Raw genomic sequence first — 15687 nt, 5'->3', positions numbered from 1 at the left:
TTACTTGCTCTCCTCGGTACGGGCAGCGGTGGTGGTGACGGCGGGCTCGGAGCCTCCGAGCAGCAGGTACAGGACGGCCATCCGGGTGGACACGCCGTTCGCGACCTGCTCGACGGCCGTGCAGCGGTCGGAGTCGGCGACCTCGGCGGTGATCTCCATGCCGCGGTTCATCGGGCCGGGGTGCATCACGATGGCGTGCTCGGGCATCTTCGCCATCCGGTCGCCGTCGAGCCCGTACCGGCGGGAGTACTCGCGCTCGGTCGGGAAGAAGGCGGCGTTCATGCGTTCGCGCTGCACACGCAGCATCATCACAGCGTCGGACTTCGGCAGCACCTCGTCGAGGTTGTACGAGACCTCGCACGGCCAGCTCTCGACGCCGATCGGGACCAGCGTGGGCGGGGCCACCACGGTGACCTCGGCGCCCAGGGTGTGGAGCAGCTGCACGTTGGAGCGGGCCACCCGGCTGTGCAGGACGTCGCCGACGATGGTGATCCGGCGGCCGTTCAGGTCCTTGCCGAGCCCGGCGTCGCGGCCGACCAGGCGGCGGCGCATGGTGAAGGCGTCCAGCAGGGCCTGGGTGGGGTGCTCGTGGGTGCCGTCGCCGGCGTTGACCACGGCGGAGTCGATCCAGCCGGAGGTCGCGAGCCGGTAGGGGGCGCCGGAGGCGTGGTGGCGGATGACGACCGCGTCCGCTCCCATGGCCTCCAGGGTCAGCGCGGTGTCCTTCAGGGATTCGCCCTTGGAGACCGAGGAGCCCTTGGCGGAGAAGTTGATGACGTCGGCGGAGAGCCGCTTGGCGGCCGCCTCGAAGGAGATCCGGGTACGGGTCGAGTCCTCGAAGAAGAGGTTGACGACCGTGAGCCCGCGCAGGGTGGGCAGCTTCTTGATCGGACGGTCCGCCACGCGGGCCATCTCCTCGGCGGTGTCGAGGATCAGGACGGCGTCGTCGCGCGTGAGATCGGCGGCCGAGATGAGGTGGCGCTTCATCTGGATGGCTCCGTAGGTCTGGGAGGGCAGGCTGAGGGTGCCCGGTGCGGCGGGCAGGACGGGGCTGGGCAGGCTGCGCGGCGGTCCCCCGCGGGGACCGGGCGCGGCGGGGCTACAGCCCTGCTGCCTGGGCGGTCCGCTGGCCGAGCAGTACGGCGTCGCGGCCGTCCTCCTCCTGGAGCTGGACCTTGACGATCTCGCGCAGCGAGGTCGGGAGGTTTTTGCCGACGTAGTCGGCACGGATCGGCAGTTCGCGGTGGCCGCGGTCGACGAGGACCGCGAGCTGCACGGCACGGGGGCGGCCGAGGTCGCCGAGGGCGTCGAGGGCGGCGCGGATGGTACGGCCGGAGAAGAGCACGTCGTCGACGAGGATCACGAGACGGCCGTCGATGTCGTCGCCGGGGATCTCGGTGCGGCCGATCGCTCGCGCGGGCTTCATCCGCAGGTCGTCGCGGTACATGGTGATGTCGAGGGAGCCGACCGGGATCTTCGTCCCGGTGATCTCTTCGAGCTTGGCGGCCAGCCGGCGGGCGAGGTAGACACCGCGGGTGGGAATGCCGAGGAGCACCACGTCGTCGGCGCCCTTGGCGCGTTCGACGATCTCGTGGGCGATGCGGGTCAGGACCCGCGCGATGTCCTGCGCCTCAAGCACGGGGCGCACGGCATCGGTGTGCTGCTGGGTGTCCATGGATGGACCTCCTTCTCCGCCTCACGGGACGGACCTTAAAGGACGTCTGATGTACGCCGTCCACCGTAGCAGGGAGATCCCGGCGAACCCGCATCGGGGCCGCGCGACACCCCTCCTGAGGGGGCGATGAAGACCATTCGGCTTGACGCATCCAGGTAACGCTGCGTAACCTCACAGTGAGTTACCAGCCGCGCGGCGGAGCCGCACGTGGTCATGTTGTATGTCGTCACAGCGTCCATGTCGTCACAGCGTCACAGCGTCCGGGAGCGTTATGTCCAGCGAATACGCCAAACAGCTCGGGGCCAAGCTCCGCGCCATCCGCACCCAGCAGGGCCTTTCCCTCCACGGTGTCGAGGAGAAGTCCCAGGGCCGGTGGAAGGCCGTGGTGGTCGGCTCCTACGAGCGCGGGGACCGCGCCGTGACCGTCCAGCGCCTCGCCGAGCTGGCGGACTTCTACGGGGTTCCGGTGCAGGAACTGCTGCCGGGCACGACTCCCGGCGGAGCGGCCGAGCCGCCGCCGAAGCTGCGCCTCGACCTGGAGCGCCTGGCGGGCGTGCCCGCCGAGAAGGCCGGCCCCCTCCAGCGCTACGCGGCGACGATCCAGAGCCAGCGCGGCGACTACAACGGCAAGGTGCTGTCGATCCGCCAGGACGACCTGCGCACCCTCGCCGTCATCTACGACCAGTCGCCCTCGGTCCTGACCGAGCAGCTGATCAGCTGGGGCGTGCTGGACGCGGACGCGCGGCGCGCCGTGGCCCACGAGGACATCTAGTCTCCGGCCCCAGGACCAGCAGAAACGTTACCGGCGGGTGCCGGGAAGCCTGAGAGGGCTCCCCCGGCACCCGCCGGTTCTGTTTGGGGCTCGGTGTTCGGGGCGTGCTGGTGGGCACACGAGAAAACGGAGGGCCCGCAGCGCGAGCGCTGCGGGCCCTCCGTTTTCTCGCCGAACCGCCGCCGGAGGCTACTCGCGGCGCAGGCTCGGCTTCAGGTCCTTGAAGCGGCCCAGGAGGCCGTTCACGAACGAGGGCGACTCGTCCGTGGAGAACTCCTTGGCCAGCTGCACGGCCTCGTCGATGGCCACGGCGTCCGGGGTGTCGTCCACCCAGATCAGCTCGTAGGCACCGAGGCGCACGATGTTGCGGTCCACGACCGGCATGCGGTCGATGTCCCAGTCCACGGCGTAGGTGACGATCAGGTCGTCGATGCGGTTCACCTTGTCGGCGTAACCCTCGACGAGGTCCATCGTGAAGGCGCTGACCGGCGGCTGCCGGTCGTCCGACCGCGCGTGGCGGATCCAGTCCGCGAGGACTTCGCGCACGGGCACCCCGCGCTGGTCGGCCTCGAACAGGATCTGGAAAGCACGCTTGCGCGCGTTGCTCCGGGCAGCCACGGTTAGCTGCTCACCCGGCCGAGGTAGTCGCCGGTGCGGGTGTCGACCTTGACCTTCTCGCCCGTGTTGACGAACAGCGGGACCTGCATCTCGTAGCCGGTCTCAAGCTTCGCGGGCTTGGTGCCACCGGTGGAGCGGTCGCCCTGGACGCCCGGGTCGGTGTGCTCGATGACGAGCTCGACGGCGGCGGGGAGCTCGACGTAGAGCACCGAGCCCTCGTTCTGCGCCACGGAGGCGGTCATGCCCTCGATGAGGAAGTTGGCGGCGTCGCCGACAGCCTTCTTGTCGACCATCAGCTGGTCGAAGGTCTGCATGTCCATGAAGACGAAGTACTCGCCGTCCATGTACGAGAACTGCATGTCGCGGCGGTCGATGGTGGCCGTCTCGACCTTCGTGCCGGCGTTGAACGTCTTGTCGACGACCTTGCCGGAGAGCACGTGCTTGAGCTTGGTGCGCACGAAGGCCGGGCCCTTGCCGGGCTTGACGTGCTGGAACTCGACGACGGACCAGAGCTGGTCACCGTCGAGCTTGAGCACCATGCCGTTCTTGAGGTCGTTCGTGGAAGCCACGGTTGCGGAATCTCCTGCACTGGAAGACCACGGATGCGCGCACAGTCCGGCAACGCGGACTACAGCGCGAGCAGCTCCTTGGTCGTAATGGTGAGTAGCTCGGGACCGCCGTCCGCCTCGGGGCGTACGACGAGCGTGTCATCGATCCGGACACCTCCCCGGCCGGGGAGGTGAACCCCCGGTTCGACGGTGACCGGCACGCAAGCGTCCAGTTTACCCATTGCCGTAGGTGCAAGCTGCGGGTCCTCGTCGATTTCGAGCCCGACGCCGTGTCCGGTCCACGGAGCGAGGGCTTCTCCGTACCCGGCGGAGTCCAGTACGGAGCGTGCGGCATGATCCACGTCCCGGTAGGCGGCGCCCGGTACGAGGGCCTCCCGGCCCGCCCGCTGGGCGGCGAAAACCAGGTCGTAGAGCTCGATCTGCCAGTCGGCGGGCGAGGTGCCGATGACGAACGTACGGCCGATCTCGCAGCGATAGCCACGGTAGTTCGCGCCCAGGCTGGCGGTGAGGAAGTCGCCCTCCTCCACCCGGCGGTCGGAGGGCCGGTGCCGGGAACGGCCGGAGTTCGGCCCGGTGCCGACGGAGGTCGGGAAGGCCGGGCCGTCGGCGCCGTGGTCGACGAGCCGGCGCTCCAGCTCCAGGGCGAGGTGCCGCTCGGTGCGGCCCACGAGGATCGACTCCAGCAGCTCACCGAGGGCCTGGTCGGCGATCTCGGCGGCGATGCGCAGGCAGGCGATCTCCTCCTCGTCCTTGACGAGGCGCTGCTGCTCCACGGAGAAGCCGAGATCGGCGAGGCGCGTCTTGGGCGCTACGGAGCGCAGGGCGCGGTGCCGGGCCACGGTGAGGTGGTGCTCCTCGACAGCGAGCGAGTCGGCCCGTACGGAGGCGGCCAGGTCGCCCGCGGCGACGGCGGGATCCGCGCCCGGGGCGGTCAGCACGGACACCCGCAGCCGCTCGTCGAGCCGGCCCTCGTCGGCGTCGCCGGTGGGGGTTTTGGAGCAGAACAGCACGTCCTCGGAGGGACCGACCAGCAGGACGGCGCCCGAGGGGGCCGCCCCGGCGAGGTAGCGGACGTTCGCCGGGCGCGTGATCAGCGCGGCGGCGTTGCCCGCAGCGGAACAGCGGTCGCGAAGCAGGCCCCGGCGGGCCGCGTACACGTCTGACATGTCTTCGAGCGTACGAGCGCCTCGCCCATCCGGCCTGACGAGCGCCGCCGTCCGGTAACCATCGCCTGGCCGGCGGGGGTATTCCCGGCCTCGCCGACGCTTGAGAAGCCCGTGCGGGCGCGCTACCTGGGGCTCCGCCCCAGACCCCGCGCCTCAAACGCCGGCGAGGCTGGAGTTGGCCGGGGGTGCCCGGCAAGGCTGGAGGTTGCGGCGGGGCGGCTAGTAGGCCGGGGCGGAGATGGCGCGGGCCAGGGCTTCGTCCAGGGCGCGGGCCGTGGCCTCGACGTCCAGTTGCGAGTTGTCGATGATCGGCAGGCCGGAGCCGTACCAGCCCGCCATCCGCCCGTGGATACGCGCGACCTCCTCGTCGGAGAGCCGCCGGTTGCCCGACCGTTCCGCGTTCCGCTCCAGGACGATCTCCAGACCGGGCAGCAGGACGACCGGCAGCAGGTGCGGGCCCACGTGGCGCTTCCAGCCGCCCAGGCCCACCACCGGCCGGTCCGGGAAGACGGCGTCGTCGAGGATGCAGGAGATCCCGTTCGCCAGATAGTTGCGGGCCGCGAAGCCGCACGTACGCCGCGCCAGCCGGTACTGGGCCTCGGAGTGGTCGTTCCAGCCGGCCTGCGGGTCCGCGAAGCCCGAGCACACCCACTCCCGGACGTCGTCCAGACTCACGTGCGCGGTCGGGACCGGCCGGGTGCTGGCCCAGTGCCGGGCCACGGTGGTCTTGCCCGCACCCGCCGGGCCGATCAGCAGCACGGCCAGGGTGGCCGCGCCCGTACCCGCCGCGGCGGGCGGCAGCGGGATCTGCCCCGTGGGCTCCTGCCCGGCCGGCGGTCCCGACGGCGCCGGCGGCAGCGGTGGCCGCGCACCGGTCGGCCACCCCTGCGCCGGAGGTATCGGCGGCTGCGGGGGCGCCACGGGAGGCTGCTGTCCCGGCTGCCCCCAGCCTGCTCCCCCGCCCCCGACTCCTTGCTGCATCCGCTGCCACTCCGTCTCGTTCCAAGGACTGATGCGAGAACGTTATATGACTGCGAAGGCGGGGCCACCCACCGGCAGCACCGTCAGGCGGAGACTTCCTCCGCCAGCGCCCGCAGTGCCAGCCGGTACGAACCGATGCCGAAGCCCGCCACGGTGCCGGTCGCCACGGCGGCGATGACCGAGGTGTGCCGGAACTCCTCACGGGCGTACGGGTTCGAGATGTGCACCTCGATCAGCGGCGCGGTGCGCTGCGCCGCCGCGTCCCGCATGGCGTACGAGTAGTGCGTGAAGGCACCCGGGTTGATCACGACCGGGGTCTTGCCGTCCGCCGCCTCGTGCAGCCACCGCACCAGCTCGCCCTCGTCGTTGGTCTCGCGGACCTCGACGTCGAACCCGAGCTCCTCGCCCAGCGTGCGGCAGCTCTCCACCAGCCCGGCGTACGAGGTGGCACCGTACACGTCGGGCTCGCGCGAACCGAGCCGGCCCAGGTTCGGGCCGTTCAGCACCAGGACCTTGCGGCTCACGACGACACCTCGCCGTACGCCGCGATCAGGTGCGCCGGGTCGGGGCCCTCCAGGACGGTGGGCTTGGCGAGCCCGTCCAGGACGACGAAGCGCAGCAGGTTGCCGCGGGACTTCTTGTCGACCTGCATGGTCTGGAGCAGCTTGGTCCACTGGTCGCCGCGGTAGGTCAGCGGCAGGCCGACGGCGGCCAGGATCTCGCGGTGGCGGTCGGCCGTCGCGTCGTCGAGCCGCCCGGCCAGCCGGCCGAGTTCCGCCGCGAAGACCATGCCGACGGACACGGCCGCGCCGTGCCGCCACTTGTAGCGCTCGTTCTTCTCGATGGCGTGCGCGAGGGTGTGGCCGTAGTTGAGGATCTCGCGGAGTCCGGACTCCTTGAGGTCGCTGGAGACCACGTCCGCCTTGACCTGGATGGAGCGGCAGATCAGCTCGGCCGTGTGCGGGCCGGCGGGCGTACGGGCCGCCTGCGGGTCGGCCTCGATCAGGTCGAGGATCACCGGGTCGGCGATGAAGCCGGCCTTGATGATCTCGGCGAGGCCGCTGACGTAGTCGTTGACCGGCAGCGACTCCAGGGCCGCGAGGTCGCACAGCACCCCGGTCGGCGGGTGGAAGGCGCCGACGAGGTTCTTGCCCTCGGCGGTGTTGATACCGGTCTTGCCGCCGACGGCCGCGTCCACCATCGCCAGGACCGTCGTCGGCACGGCGATCCAGCGCACCCCGCGCAGCCAGGACGCCGCGACGAAGCCCGCCAGGTCGGTGGTGGCACCGCCGCCCACACCGACGATCACATCGGTACGGGTGAAGCCGGACTGGCCGAGCGCCTTCCAGCAGTACGCCGCCACCTCGATGGTCTTGGCCTCTTCGGCGTTCGGCACCTGGATGGCCACGGCCTCGTAGCCCTGGGCGGCCAGGTCGTCCCGCAGCGCCTCACCGGTCGAGGCCAGCGCCTCGGGGTGGATCACGGCCACCCGCTGGGCCCTCGTGCCGATCAGGCTGCCCAGCTCGCCGAGCAGCTGCCGGCCCACCAGCACGTCGTACGCGTCGTGCCCGGCGCTGCCACCGACGTGGATCCGCGTCACCTGGTCTGTCATACGTCCTTCAACTCCAGAGCGTCGAGGACCGCTTGGGCGACCTCTTCGGGGGTGCGGTCGTCGGTGGTCACCACGACGCGCGCGACTTCGGTGTACAGGTGACGGCGGGCCTCCATCAGCTCGCGCCACTGCCGGCGCGGGTTGACGGCGAGCATCGGGCGCGCGGCGCCCAGGCCCACACGCCGGACGGCTTCCTCCACGTCCATGGACAGGTACGCGACGGGCAGCCCGGTGAGCAGCTCGCGCGTGCCTTCGTCGAGGACGGCGCCGCCGCCGAGGGCGAGGACTCCGGTGTGCTCGGCGACGGCGGCCGCGACCGCCCGGCGCTCCAGCTCCCGGAAGTGCGGCTCGCCCTCGTCGATGAAGAGGTCGGAAATCTCCCGGCCCGTGGCCGCGACGATGTCGGCGTCGGTGTCCCGGTAGGAGACGCCGAGCCGTTCGGCGAGCAGCGCGCCCACCGTGGACTTGCCGGATCCCATGGGTCCGACGAGGACGATCAGGGGGCCGCCGCTCACCGGATGCTCAGGTGGTCGAGGTAGGAGCGGACGTTGCGGCGGGTCTCGGGGACCGAGTCGCCGCCGAACTTCTCGACGACGGCGTCCGCGAGGACCAGCGCGACCATCGCCTCGGCCACGATGCCGGCGGCCGGAACGGCGCACACGTCCGAACGCTGGTGGTGCGCGACGGCCGCCTCGCCGGTGGCCACGTCCACGGTGGCCAGCGCCTTCGGGACCGTCGCGATGGGCTTCATCGCCGCCCGCACACGCAGCAGTTCACCTGTGGTGAGCCCGCCCTCCGTACCGCCGGAACGGCCCGAGGTACGCCGGATGCCCTCGTCGGTGGCCACGATCTCGTCGTGCGCCTTCGAGCCCGGCACCCGGGCCAGGTCGAAACCGTCACCGACCTCCACACCCTTGATCGCCTGAATGCCCATCAGGGCGGCGGCGAGACGCGCGTCCAGACGCCGGTCCCAGTGCACGTGGGAGCCGAGGCCGACGGGGACCCCGTACGCGAGGACCTCGACCACGCCGCCCAGGGTGTCGCCGTCCTTGTGGGCCTGGTCGATCTCCGCGACCATCGCCTTACTGGCATCGGCGTCGAGGCAGCGCACCGGATCAGCGTCCAGCTTCGCCACGTCGGCGGGGGTCGGGTACACCCCGTACGGGGCCTTGGCCGCGGCCAGTTCGACCACGTGCGAGACGATCTCGATGCCCGCGACCTCCTTCAGGAAGGAGCGGGCGACGGCGCCGAGGGCGACCCGGGCGGCGGTCTCGCGGGCGCTGGCGCGCTCCAGGATCGGGCGGGCCTCGTCGAAGCCGTACTTCTGCATCCCCGCGAGGTCGGCGTGACCGGGACGCGGGCGCGTCAGCGGCGCGTTGCGGCCGGTCTCCTTCAGCTCCGAGGGATCGACGGGATCGGCCGACATGACCTTCTCCCACTTCGGCCACTCACTGTTGCCGACCATCACCGCGACGGGCGACCCCAGCGACAGCCCGTGCCGGACACCACCGAGGAAGGTGACCTCATCCTGCTCGAACTTCATCCGGGCACCGCGGCCATAGCCGAGCCGGCGCCGCGCCAGGTGGTCGGCCACCAGTTCGGTGGTGACCGGGACACCGGCGGGAAGGCCCTCCAGCGTCGCCACCAGCGCGGGTCCGTGCGACTCTCCGGCGGTCAGCCAACGCAACCTGCTCAACGATGCTCCTCATGCTCGCGCCCGGCTACTGCGACGGCGCGATCGGGGTGCGCGGCCCGGATCCGCCGTACTTGATCCTCGCATGGCCGGCACCCCGGACGACGCTCGGTCCAGCTATCGGACGGAGGCCCGGCGCCGCCGCAGCCACTTGCCGCCCTCCCAGAGGCAGCCGACGGCCACCAGCCCGCCGATGATCCACTTCACCCAGTCGGGCAGCCAGTCACCGACCATGATCCGGAAGAAGTTGAACACGCCGAAGACGATGTCCCCCTTCGACGCCAGCACCTGGCCCGGCTCCCCCGCGTCCACCCAGTCCCCCTCGACTCGAACATGCAGCCGAGAGCCTAACGTGCGGGGAGAGCCGCCTCAGTGCCGGGCCCGGAGCGCCGCCTCGCCCGCGGCGCGCATGGCGGCCAGCGGCGCGCTCGGGCACCCGGTCATCTGCTCGACCTGGAGCACGGCCTGGTGGACGAGGAGGTCCAAGCCGCCGATGACCTGGCCGCCCCGCTCCGACCAGGCCGCCGCGAGGGCGGTCGGCCAGGGGTCGTACAGGACGTCGAACAGGGTCCCCGCCCCCTCCGGCACGGCCGGGGCCAGCGCGTCCGTCGTCCCGGCCGGGGTGGTCGCGATCACCAGCGGCGCGGCCAGCGCCTCGGCTGCCCGCGACCAGTCAGCCGTGCGCACGGCGACGCCGAGCCGCTCGCCCCACTGCTTCATCTCGTCGGCGCGGGCGCGCGAACGGACGTACACGGTGACCTCGCCGGAGCAGATCCGCGAGAGCGCGGCCAACGCCGACGAGGCGGTGGCGCCCGCGCCGAGGATCGCGGCGGAGGGCACCTTCTCGACGCCGCGCTCGTGCAGGGCGGAAACGATCCCGGGAATGTCGGTGTTGTCGCCGAGGCGACGGCCGTCCTCGGTGAAGACGACCGTGTTGACCGCCTCGACCGAGGCGGCGGTGTCACTGATGCCGTCGAGCAGCGGGATGATCGCCCGCTTGAGCGGCATCGTCAGGGACAGCCCGGCCCATTCGGCGCCGAGGCCGGCCATGAACTCCGGGAGCGCGGCCTCGTCGATCTCGAAACGGTCGTACGACCAGTCGACGAGGCCGAGCTCCTGGTAGGCGGCGCGGTGCAGCACCGGTGAAAGGGAGTGCTCGATGGGCGAACCCAGCACCGCGGCCCGTATGCGTGACATGTCTTACCTACCCGCCGTTCTTCTGCTTCTGCCGTTCCTGGAACTCGTCGGCCAGCTTCTGGTGCTCCTCGTACGTCTTGGTGAAGGTCGTCTTGTCACCGTCGACCGACACGAAGAACATCCAGCCGCCGTGGTCCGGGGTGAGCGTGGCGGTCAACGCGTCCGCGCCCGGGTTCCCGATCGGACCGGGCGGCAGTCCCTTGACGAAGTGCGTGTTGTAGGGGTTGTCGAACGCCCTCGCCTCCTTGAGCGAGAAGTTGATGTCGCTCTTGCCCTTGATGTAGTTGTACGTCGAGTCGAACTCAAGCTTCTGGTTCGTGACGTAGTTGTTCTTCTTGAGGCGGTTGTAGACCACCTCGGACATCTTCCGGAAGTCGTCGTGGTTCTTGCCCTCGGCGTTGACGAGGCTGGCGACCGTGACCACCTGGAGCGGGTTCTCCAGGCCCAGCTCCTTGGCCTTGCCCTCGATGCCGAGCTCCGTGTACTTGTCGGTCGCGTTCTTGACCATCTGCTTGAGCAGGGACTCGGGCGTGCTGTCCTTGCTGAGGTCGTACCGCATCGGGTAGAGGAACCCTTCCAGCGGGTCCACGACCTTCGGGTTGTCGGTCGCCCAGGCCGGCAGGCCGAGGTTCTTGAACTCGCGCTCCGCGATCTCGCGCGTGCTGCCTTCCGGCTTGCCCAGCTTCCTGTCGATCGCCTGGTAGACGGTGGCGCTGCGCATGCCTTCGGCGATGGTCAGGACGTTCAGCTTGCTGGGGTCGACCATCAGCGCGACGGCGGCCGCACCCGACATCTTCTGCTTCATCGGGTAGATGCCCGGCTGGATGGCCTTGCCCTTGGGGTTGGCGTTCGCCGCGTCGACGAAGGCCTGGGCGCTGGCGACCACGCCGGCTTCCTTGAGGATCCGGCCCATCTGCCCCAGGCCCGCGCCCTTGGGGATCTCCACGTCGACCGTCTCGCCCGAGCCCTCGCCCGAGAAGTCCTCGGTCGCGCCGAACCGCGCCTTGAGATAGCTGTAGCCGTAGTAGCCGCCACCGCCGACGACGCCCAGGATCACCACGGCGGCGAGCAGGCAGGCAGTACCGCTGCGCTTCTTGGGCTTGCCGCCCTTCGAGCGGCCCGAGCGGCGGCCGGGAGGCTCGTCGCCGTCGTCGTCGCCCCCGCCCTCACCCGAGAAGAACGAGGTGTCAGGTTCCTCGTCCAGGTCATCGGCCGGTTCCGGCTCCAGGTGGCGCCGGCCCGGGGGCACCGGAGGCGGGTAGGCCTCCTCCGTGGTGTACAGGTCGGGGGCCTCGCCGGGGTAGGCCCCGACGGTCTGCTGGGCGTACGGGTCCGCGCCCACGTACGGGTCGGCCTGCACCGCGGCCGCGTACTGGCCCTGGCCGGTGTCCCAGTTCTGGCCGGCGTACGTCGGCTGCTGCTGGGGCTGGCCCACGTACTGCTGGGGGTGAGCCTGCTGGGGGTGAGCCTGCTGGGGGTGAGCCTGCTGCGGGGCGTAGCCCTGGTGCTGCCCGGAGTGCTGCTGTTGCTGCTGGTGCTGGGCTTGCTGCTGCTGCGCGTATGGGTCGTGCGGGCCCTGCTGGGGGTACGACGGCTGCTGGTACTGAGGCTCCTGGTACTGCGGCTCCTGCGGATACTGCTGCTGCGGGCCGCCGCCATAGGACATCTGGCCCTGCTGGGCCTCGTGACCGCTCCACACCTGGTCCCCGTACAGGGGGTCCTCGGGGTGCCACGGTTCGGGGCTACGGCCCCGGCCATACTCAGTCATCGATCCCCTAGCGCCGCGAGACGACGGCCACGGTTCCGTTCTACCGCGACGCCTGGTTCCGCCTCTTTGGTGGTGGGCGACGGCTGTTCGAATGCCGTCTCATCGCGCGGAACGTTACCGTATCGCGATCAGACAACCACTTCGACGCACTCGCCGGGCGGATTACCTGATACCCGTTCGGTCTCAAGAGCGGTCTGGAGGATCACCACCGCTGCCGCCTGGTCGATGACCGACCGGCCCTTCTTGGCGTTCTTCCCCGAGGCCCGCAGCCCCTGGGCGGCGGTGACCGTGGTCATCCGCTCGTCCACGAGACGGACCGCCACCGGCTTGATGCCCTTGGCGAGTTCCGTGGCGAAGACGCGGACCTTGGCCGCCGCCGGCCCCTCCCGCCCGCTGAGCGAGCGGGGGAGGCCGACCACGACTTCGAGGGGCTCGTACTCCTCGACGAGCTGCCGCAGCCGCCTGTGGGCGAAGGGGATGTCCCGGCCCGGCACGGTTTCCACCGGTGTGGCCAACACCCCGTCGGGGTCGCACGAGGCGACCCCGATCCTGGCGTCCCCGACATCGATGGCGAGCCGGCGGCCGCGGCGCAGAGTCATCGTCAGACCGTCTCTACGACGAGGCGCTCGACCGCGGCGATGGCCTCGGGGATGGCGGCCGGGTTCTGGCCGCCGCCCTGGGCGACGTCGGGCTTGCCGCCACCGCCGCCACCGAGGGTCTTGGCGGCCGTACGGACCAGGTCGCCGGCCTTGAGACCGCGCTCGCGAGCGGCCTCGTTGGTGGCGATGACGGTCAGCGGGCGGTCGTTCGCCGTGGCGAACAGGGCCACGACGGCCGGGCGGTCACCGTGAATGCGGCCGCGGACGTCGAGGACCAGCTTGCGCAGGTCGTCGGCGCCGGTGCCGTCCGGCACCTGGCCAACGACGAGCGCGACACCGCGGATGTCCTGGGCGTTCTCGGCGAGCCCGGCGGCGGCCTGGAGGACCTTTTCCGCGCGGAACTTCTCGATCTCCTTCTCGGCGTCCTTCAGCTTGCCGAGCATGGAGGCGATCTTCTCCGGCAGCTCCTCCGGACGGCCCTTGACCAGCTCCTGGAGCTGGGCGACGACCGTGTGCTCCTTGGCGAGGAAGTTGTACGCGTCCGCGCCGACGAGGGCCTCGACGCGGCGCACGCCGGAGCCGATGGAGGACTCACCGAGCAGCTTCACCAGACCCAGCTGGGCGGTGTTGCCGACGTGCGTGCCGCCGCACAGCTCCTTGGAGAAGTCGCCGATGGTGACGACGCGCACGCGCTCGCCGTACTTCTCGCCGAACTCGGCGATGGCACCCTGCTTCTTCGCCTCGTCGATGCTCATGACCTCGGCGGTCACGTCGAGCTCGCGCGACAGGACCTCGTTGATCTTCTGCTCCACGTCCGTGAGGACACCGCCGGGGACGGCGTTCGGCGAACCGAAGTCGAAGCGGAAGCGGCCGGGCGAGTTCTCGGAACCGGCCTGGGCGGCCGTCGGGCCGAGGGCGTCGCGCAGCGCCTGGTGGGTCAGGTGGGTGGCCGAGTGGGCGCGGGCGATGGCCCGGCGGCGCTTGACGTCGATGGCGGCGTACGCGGAGGCGCCCACCGTCACCTCGCCGACGTGGACGGAACCCTTGTGCACGGAGACACCCGGGACCGGCTGCTGGACGTCGCGTACGTTGATGATCGCGCCGGAGTCGAGCTTGATGCGGCCCTGGTCGGCGAGCTGGCCGCCGCCCTCGGCGTAGAAGGGGGTGCGGTCGAGGACGACCTCGACCTCGTCGCCCTCGGAGGCGGCGGGCGCGGAGACGCCGTTGACCAGCAGGCCGACGATGGTGGACTCGCCCTGGTTGGTGGCGTAGCCGGTGAACTCGGTGGCGCCGGCGCTGTCGGCGATCTCCCGGTACGCGGAGACGTCGGCATGACCGGTCTTCTTGGCCCTGGCGTCGGCCTTGGCGCGGTCGCGCTGCTCCTGCATCAGGCGGCGGAAGCCGGCCTCGTCCACGGAGAGGCCCTGCTCGGAGGCCATCTCCAGGGTGAGGTCGATCGGGAAGCCCCAGGTGTCGTGGAGCAGGAACGCCTTGTCGCCGGAGAGGACCTTGCCGCCGGCGGCCTTGGTCTCGGTCACGGCGGTGTCGAGGATGTTCGTGCCGCCCTTGAGGGCCTTGAGGAAGGCGGCCTCTTCGGCGAGCGCGACGGTCTCGATGCGCTTGCGGTCGGTGACGAGCTCCGGGTACTGCTGCCCCATCGTGTTGATCACGACGTCCACGAGCTCCTGGACGACCGGACCCGTGGCGCCCATGAGGCGCATGTTGCGGATGGCGCGGCGCATGATGCGGCGCAGCACGTAGCCGCGGCCCTCGTTGCCGGGGGTGACGCCGTCGCCGATGAGCATGACGGAGGTGCGGATGTGGTCGGCGACCACGCGCATGGACACATCGGTGTCCTTGGCGGCACCGTACTGCACGCCGGTCAGCTCGGTGGCCTTGTCCATGACCACGCGCAGGGTGTCGGTCTCGTACATGTTCGGCACGTCTTGCAGGATCATGGCGAGACGCTCAAGGCCCAGACCCGTGTCGATGTTCTTCGACGGCAGGTCGCCGAGGATCGGGAAGTCTTCCTTCCCGTCGCCGGCGCCGCGCTCGTACTGCATGAAGACCAGGTTCCAGATCTCCACGTAGCGCTCGTCGTTGACGGCCGGGCCGCCCTCGACGCCGAACTCCGGGCCGCGGTCGTAGTTGATCTCGGAGCACGGGCCGCAGGGGCCCGGGACGCCCATGGACCAGAAGTTGTCCTTCTTGCCCAGGCGCTGGATGCGCTCGGCGGGGACGCCGATCACGTCGCGCCAGATCGACTCGGCCTCGTCGTCGTCGAGGTAGACCGTGATCCAGAGCTTCTCCGGGTCCAGCCCGTAGCCGCCGTCCGCCACGGAGCTGGTGAGCAGCTCCCAGGCGTACTTGATGGCGCCTTCCTTGAAGTAGTCCCCGAAGGAGAAGTTGCCGCACATCTGGAAGAACGTGCCGTGGCGGGTGGTCTTGCCGACCTCTTCGATGTCCGGCGTACGGACGCACTTCTGCACGCTGGTGGCGCGGGGGGCCGGGGGCTTGGTCTCGCCGAGGAAGTACGGCTTGAAGGGGACCATGCCCGCGTTGACCAGCAGCAGAGTCGGGTCGTCCGCGATGAGCGACGCCGAAGGGACAACGGCGTGACCGCGCTCCTCGAAGAAGCTCAGCCAGCGGCGGCGGATTTCAGCCGACTCCATCAGTGGTCCTCATTCCGGTTGTACGTGACCGCCGAGCGGCTCGCTCGGTGGTTGGTCTTGTCGTTCTCGATGGCCCGCAGACGCCGGGGCCCGGGCAGGGCGGTGACGTTGTCGGTCAGGGCCGGGTTGTCAGCGTCCTGACGCAACCCCAGTGCATCGTTCAGCTCGTCTTCGCGCTGCGTCATTCCCGCTTTGACGTCGAGGGCGAAGTCCTTGAGGCGGTGACCCGCCTCGACGGCCTTGTCAGCGGCCTGCGCGGCGAGGCTCTCCGGCGTCAGCTTCTTGAGCTGGCGGTTGACCTTGGTGGTGGCCCACACGCCGGCGGCGGCGCCTGCGGTGAACCAGAAGGCTCGGCGGAACATCGG

General features: G+C 70.6%; 17 protein-coding genes. 1 reads left to right on the top strand and 16 read right to left on the bottom strand.

Annotation, left to right across the window (positions count from 1 at the left end; genetic code table 11):
* Together MTF65_RS26950 and pyrR are read right to left on the bottom strand one after the other, a co-directional pair.
* Window positions 1-987: an aspartate carbamoyltransferase catalytic subunit gene (locus MTF65_RS26950; RefSeq protein ID WP_243631571.1), complete on the bottom strand. Its 987-nt coding sequence runs from the start codon at window positions 985-987 to the stop codon at window positions 1-3.
* Window positions 988-1099: 112 nt separating this feature from the next.
* Window positions 1100-1675, bottom strand: coding sequence for a bifunctional pyr operon transcriptional regulator/uracil phosphoribosyltransferase PyrR (gene pyrR / locus MTF65_RS26945; protein ID WP_243631570.1), 576 nt, complete (start codon window positions 1673-1675; stop codon window positions 1100-1102).
* 271 nt (window positions 1676-1946) lie between these two features.
* Between pyrR and bldD the strand changes: the two genes are divergently transcribed.
* Complete coding sequence (gene bldD / locus MTF65_RS26940; protein WP_007263032.1) at window positions 1947-2447, top strand: transcriptional regulator BldD; 501 nt, start codon at window positions 1947-1949, stop codon at window positions 2445-2447.
* Window positions 2448-2636: 189 nt separating this feature from the next.
* Here the strand turns inward: bldD and nusB are convergent, their stop codons facing one another.
* The 14 genes from nusB to MTF65_RS26870 all read right to left on the bottom strand — a co-directional run bounded on the left by nusB (window position 2637) and on the right by MTF65_RS26870 (window position 15684).
* The gene (gene nusB / locus MTF65_RS26935; protein WP_243631569.1) at window positions 2637-3065 is read right to left on the bottom strand and encodes a transcription antitermination factor NusB; all 429 of its coding nucleotides are present in this window, start codon (window positions 3063-3065) and stop codon (window positions 2637-2639) included.
* Window positions 3066-3067: 2 nt separating this feature from the next.
* Window positions 3068-3634, bottom strand: a complete 567-nt coding sequence (efp, locus tag MTF65_RS26930; RefSeq protein ID WP_243631568.1) for an elongation factor P — start codon at window positions 3632-3634, stop codon at window positions 3068-3070.
* A gap of 59 nt (window positions 3635-3693) precedes the next feature.
* Window positions 3694-4800, bottom strand: coding sequence for an aminopeptidase P family protein (locus tag MTF65_RS26925; protein WP_243631567.1), 1107 nt, complete (start codon window positions 4798-4800; stop codon window positions 3694-3696).
* Window positions 4801-5019: 219 nt separating this feature from the next.
* The gene (locus MTF65_RS26920; RefSeq protein WP_243631566.1) at window positions 5020-5781 is read right to left on the bottom strand and encodes an AAA family ATPase; all 762 of its coding nucleotides are present in this window, start codon (window positions 5779-5781) and stop codon (window positions 5020-5022) included.
* An 83-nt stretch (window positions 5782-5864) separates the two neighbouring features.
* Window positions 5865-6305 carry a type II 3-dehydroquinate dehydratase gene (gene aroQ, locus MTF65_RS26915; RefSeq protein ID WP_243631565.1) on the bottom strand — a complete coding sequence of 147 codons (441 nt, stop codon included), beginning with the start codon at window positions 6303-6305 and terminating at the stop codon, window positions 5865-5867.
* The gene (aroB, locus tag MTF65_RS26910; protein ID WP_243631564.1) at window positions 6302-7393 is read right to left on the bottom strand and encodes a 3-dehydroquinate synthase; all 1092 of its coding nucleotides are present in this window, start codon (window positions 7391-7393) and stop codon (window positions 6302-6304) included. Before aroB ends, aroQ begins: the two co-directional genes overlap by 4 nt.
* The gene (locus MTF65_RS26905; protein ID WP_243631563.1) at window positions 7390-7908 is read right to left on the bottom strand and encodes a shikimate kinase; all 519 of its coding nucleotides are present in this window, start codon (window positions 7906-7908) and stop codon (window positions 7390-7392) included. The genes aroB and MTF65_RS26905 overlap by 4 nt, the downstream gene beginning before the upstream one ends.
* Window positions 7905-9089 (bottom strand): chorismate synthase, encoded by a 1185-nt coding sequence (aroC, locus tag MTF65_RS26900; RefSeq protein WP_243631562.1) that lies wholly within the window; start codon window positions 9087-9089, stop codon window positions 7905-7907. The genes MTF65_RS26905 and aroC overlap by 4 nt, the downstream gene beginning before the upstream one ends.
* Before the next feature lie 114 nt (window positions 9090-9203).
* Window positions 9204-9398 carry a hypothetical protein gene (locus tag MTF65_RS26895; protein ID WP_243631561.1) on the bottom strand — a complete coding sequence of 65 codons (195 nt, stop codon included), beginning with the start codon at window positions 9396-9398 and terminating at the stop codon, window positions 9204-9206.
* A 57-nt stretch (window positions 9399-9455) separates the two neighbouring features.
* Window positions 9456-10283 (bottom strand): shikimate dehydrogenase, encoded by an 828-nt coding sequence (locus MTF65_RS26890; RefSeq protein WP_243631560.1) that lies wholly within the window; start codon window positions 10281-10283, stop codon window positions 9456-9458.
* Window positions 10284-10290: 7 nt separating this feature from the next.
* Complete coding sequence (gene mltG / locus MTF65_RS26885) at window positions 10291-12051, bottom strand: endolytic transglycosylase MltG (protein ID WP_243631559.1); 1761 nt, start codon at window positions 12049-12051, stop codon at window positions 10291-10293.
* 128 nt (window positions 12052-12179) lie between these two features.
* The gene (gene ruvX / locus MTF65_RS26880; protein ID WP_243631558.1) at window positions 12180-12650 is read right to left on the bottom strand and encodes a Holliday junction resolvase RuvX; all 471 of its coding nucleotides are present in this window, start codon (window positions 12648-12650) and stop codon (window positions 12180-12182) included.
* A gap of 2 nt (window positions 12651-12652) precedes the next feature.
* Window positions 12653-15322 carry an alanine--tRNA ligase gene (gene alaS, locus MTF65_RS26875; protein ID WP_243631557.1) on the bottom strand — a complete coding sequence of 890 codons (2670 nt, stop codon included), beginning with the start codon at window positions 15320-15322 and terminating at the stop codon, window positions 12653-12655.
* On the bottom strand, window positions 15322-15684 hold the full coding sequence (locus tag MTF65_RS26870; RefSeq protein WP_243631556.1) for a DUF6167 family protein: 363 nt from the start codon (window positions 15682-15684) through the stop codon (window positions 15322-15324). Before MTF65_RS26870 ends, alaS begins: the two co-directional genes overlap by 1 nt.
* Between the last annotated feature and the right edge of the window lie 3 nt (window positions 15685-15687).

The sequence above is a fragment of the Streptomyces sp. APSN-46.1 genome (assembly GCF_022815725.1).
Lineage (GTDB): Bacteria > Actinomycetota > Actinomycetes > Streptomycetales > Streptomycetaceae > Streptomyces.
Note: the sequence above shows the minus strand (reverse complement) of the source record. Positions and strands in the feature narration are given on the sequence as shown.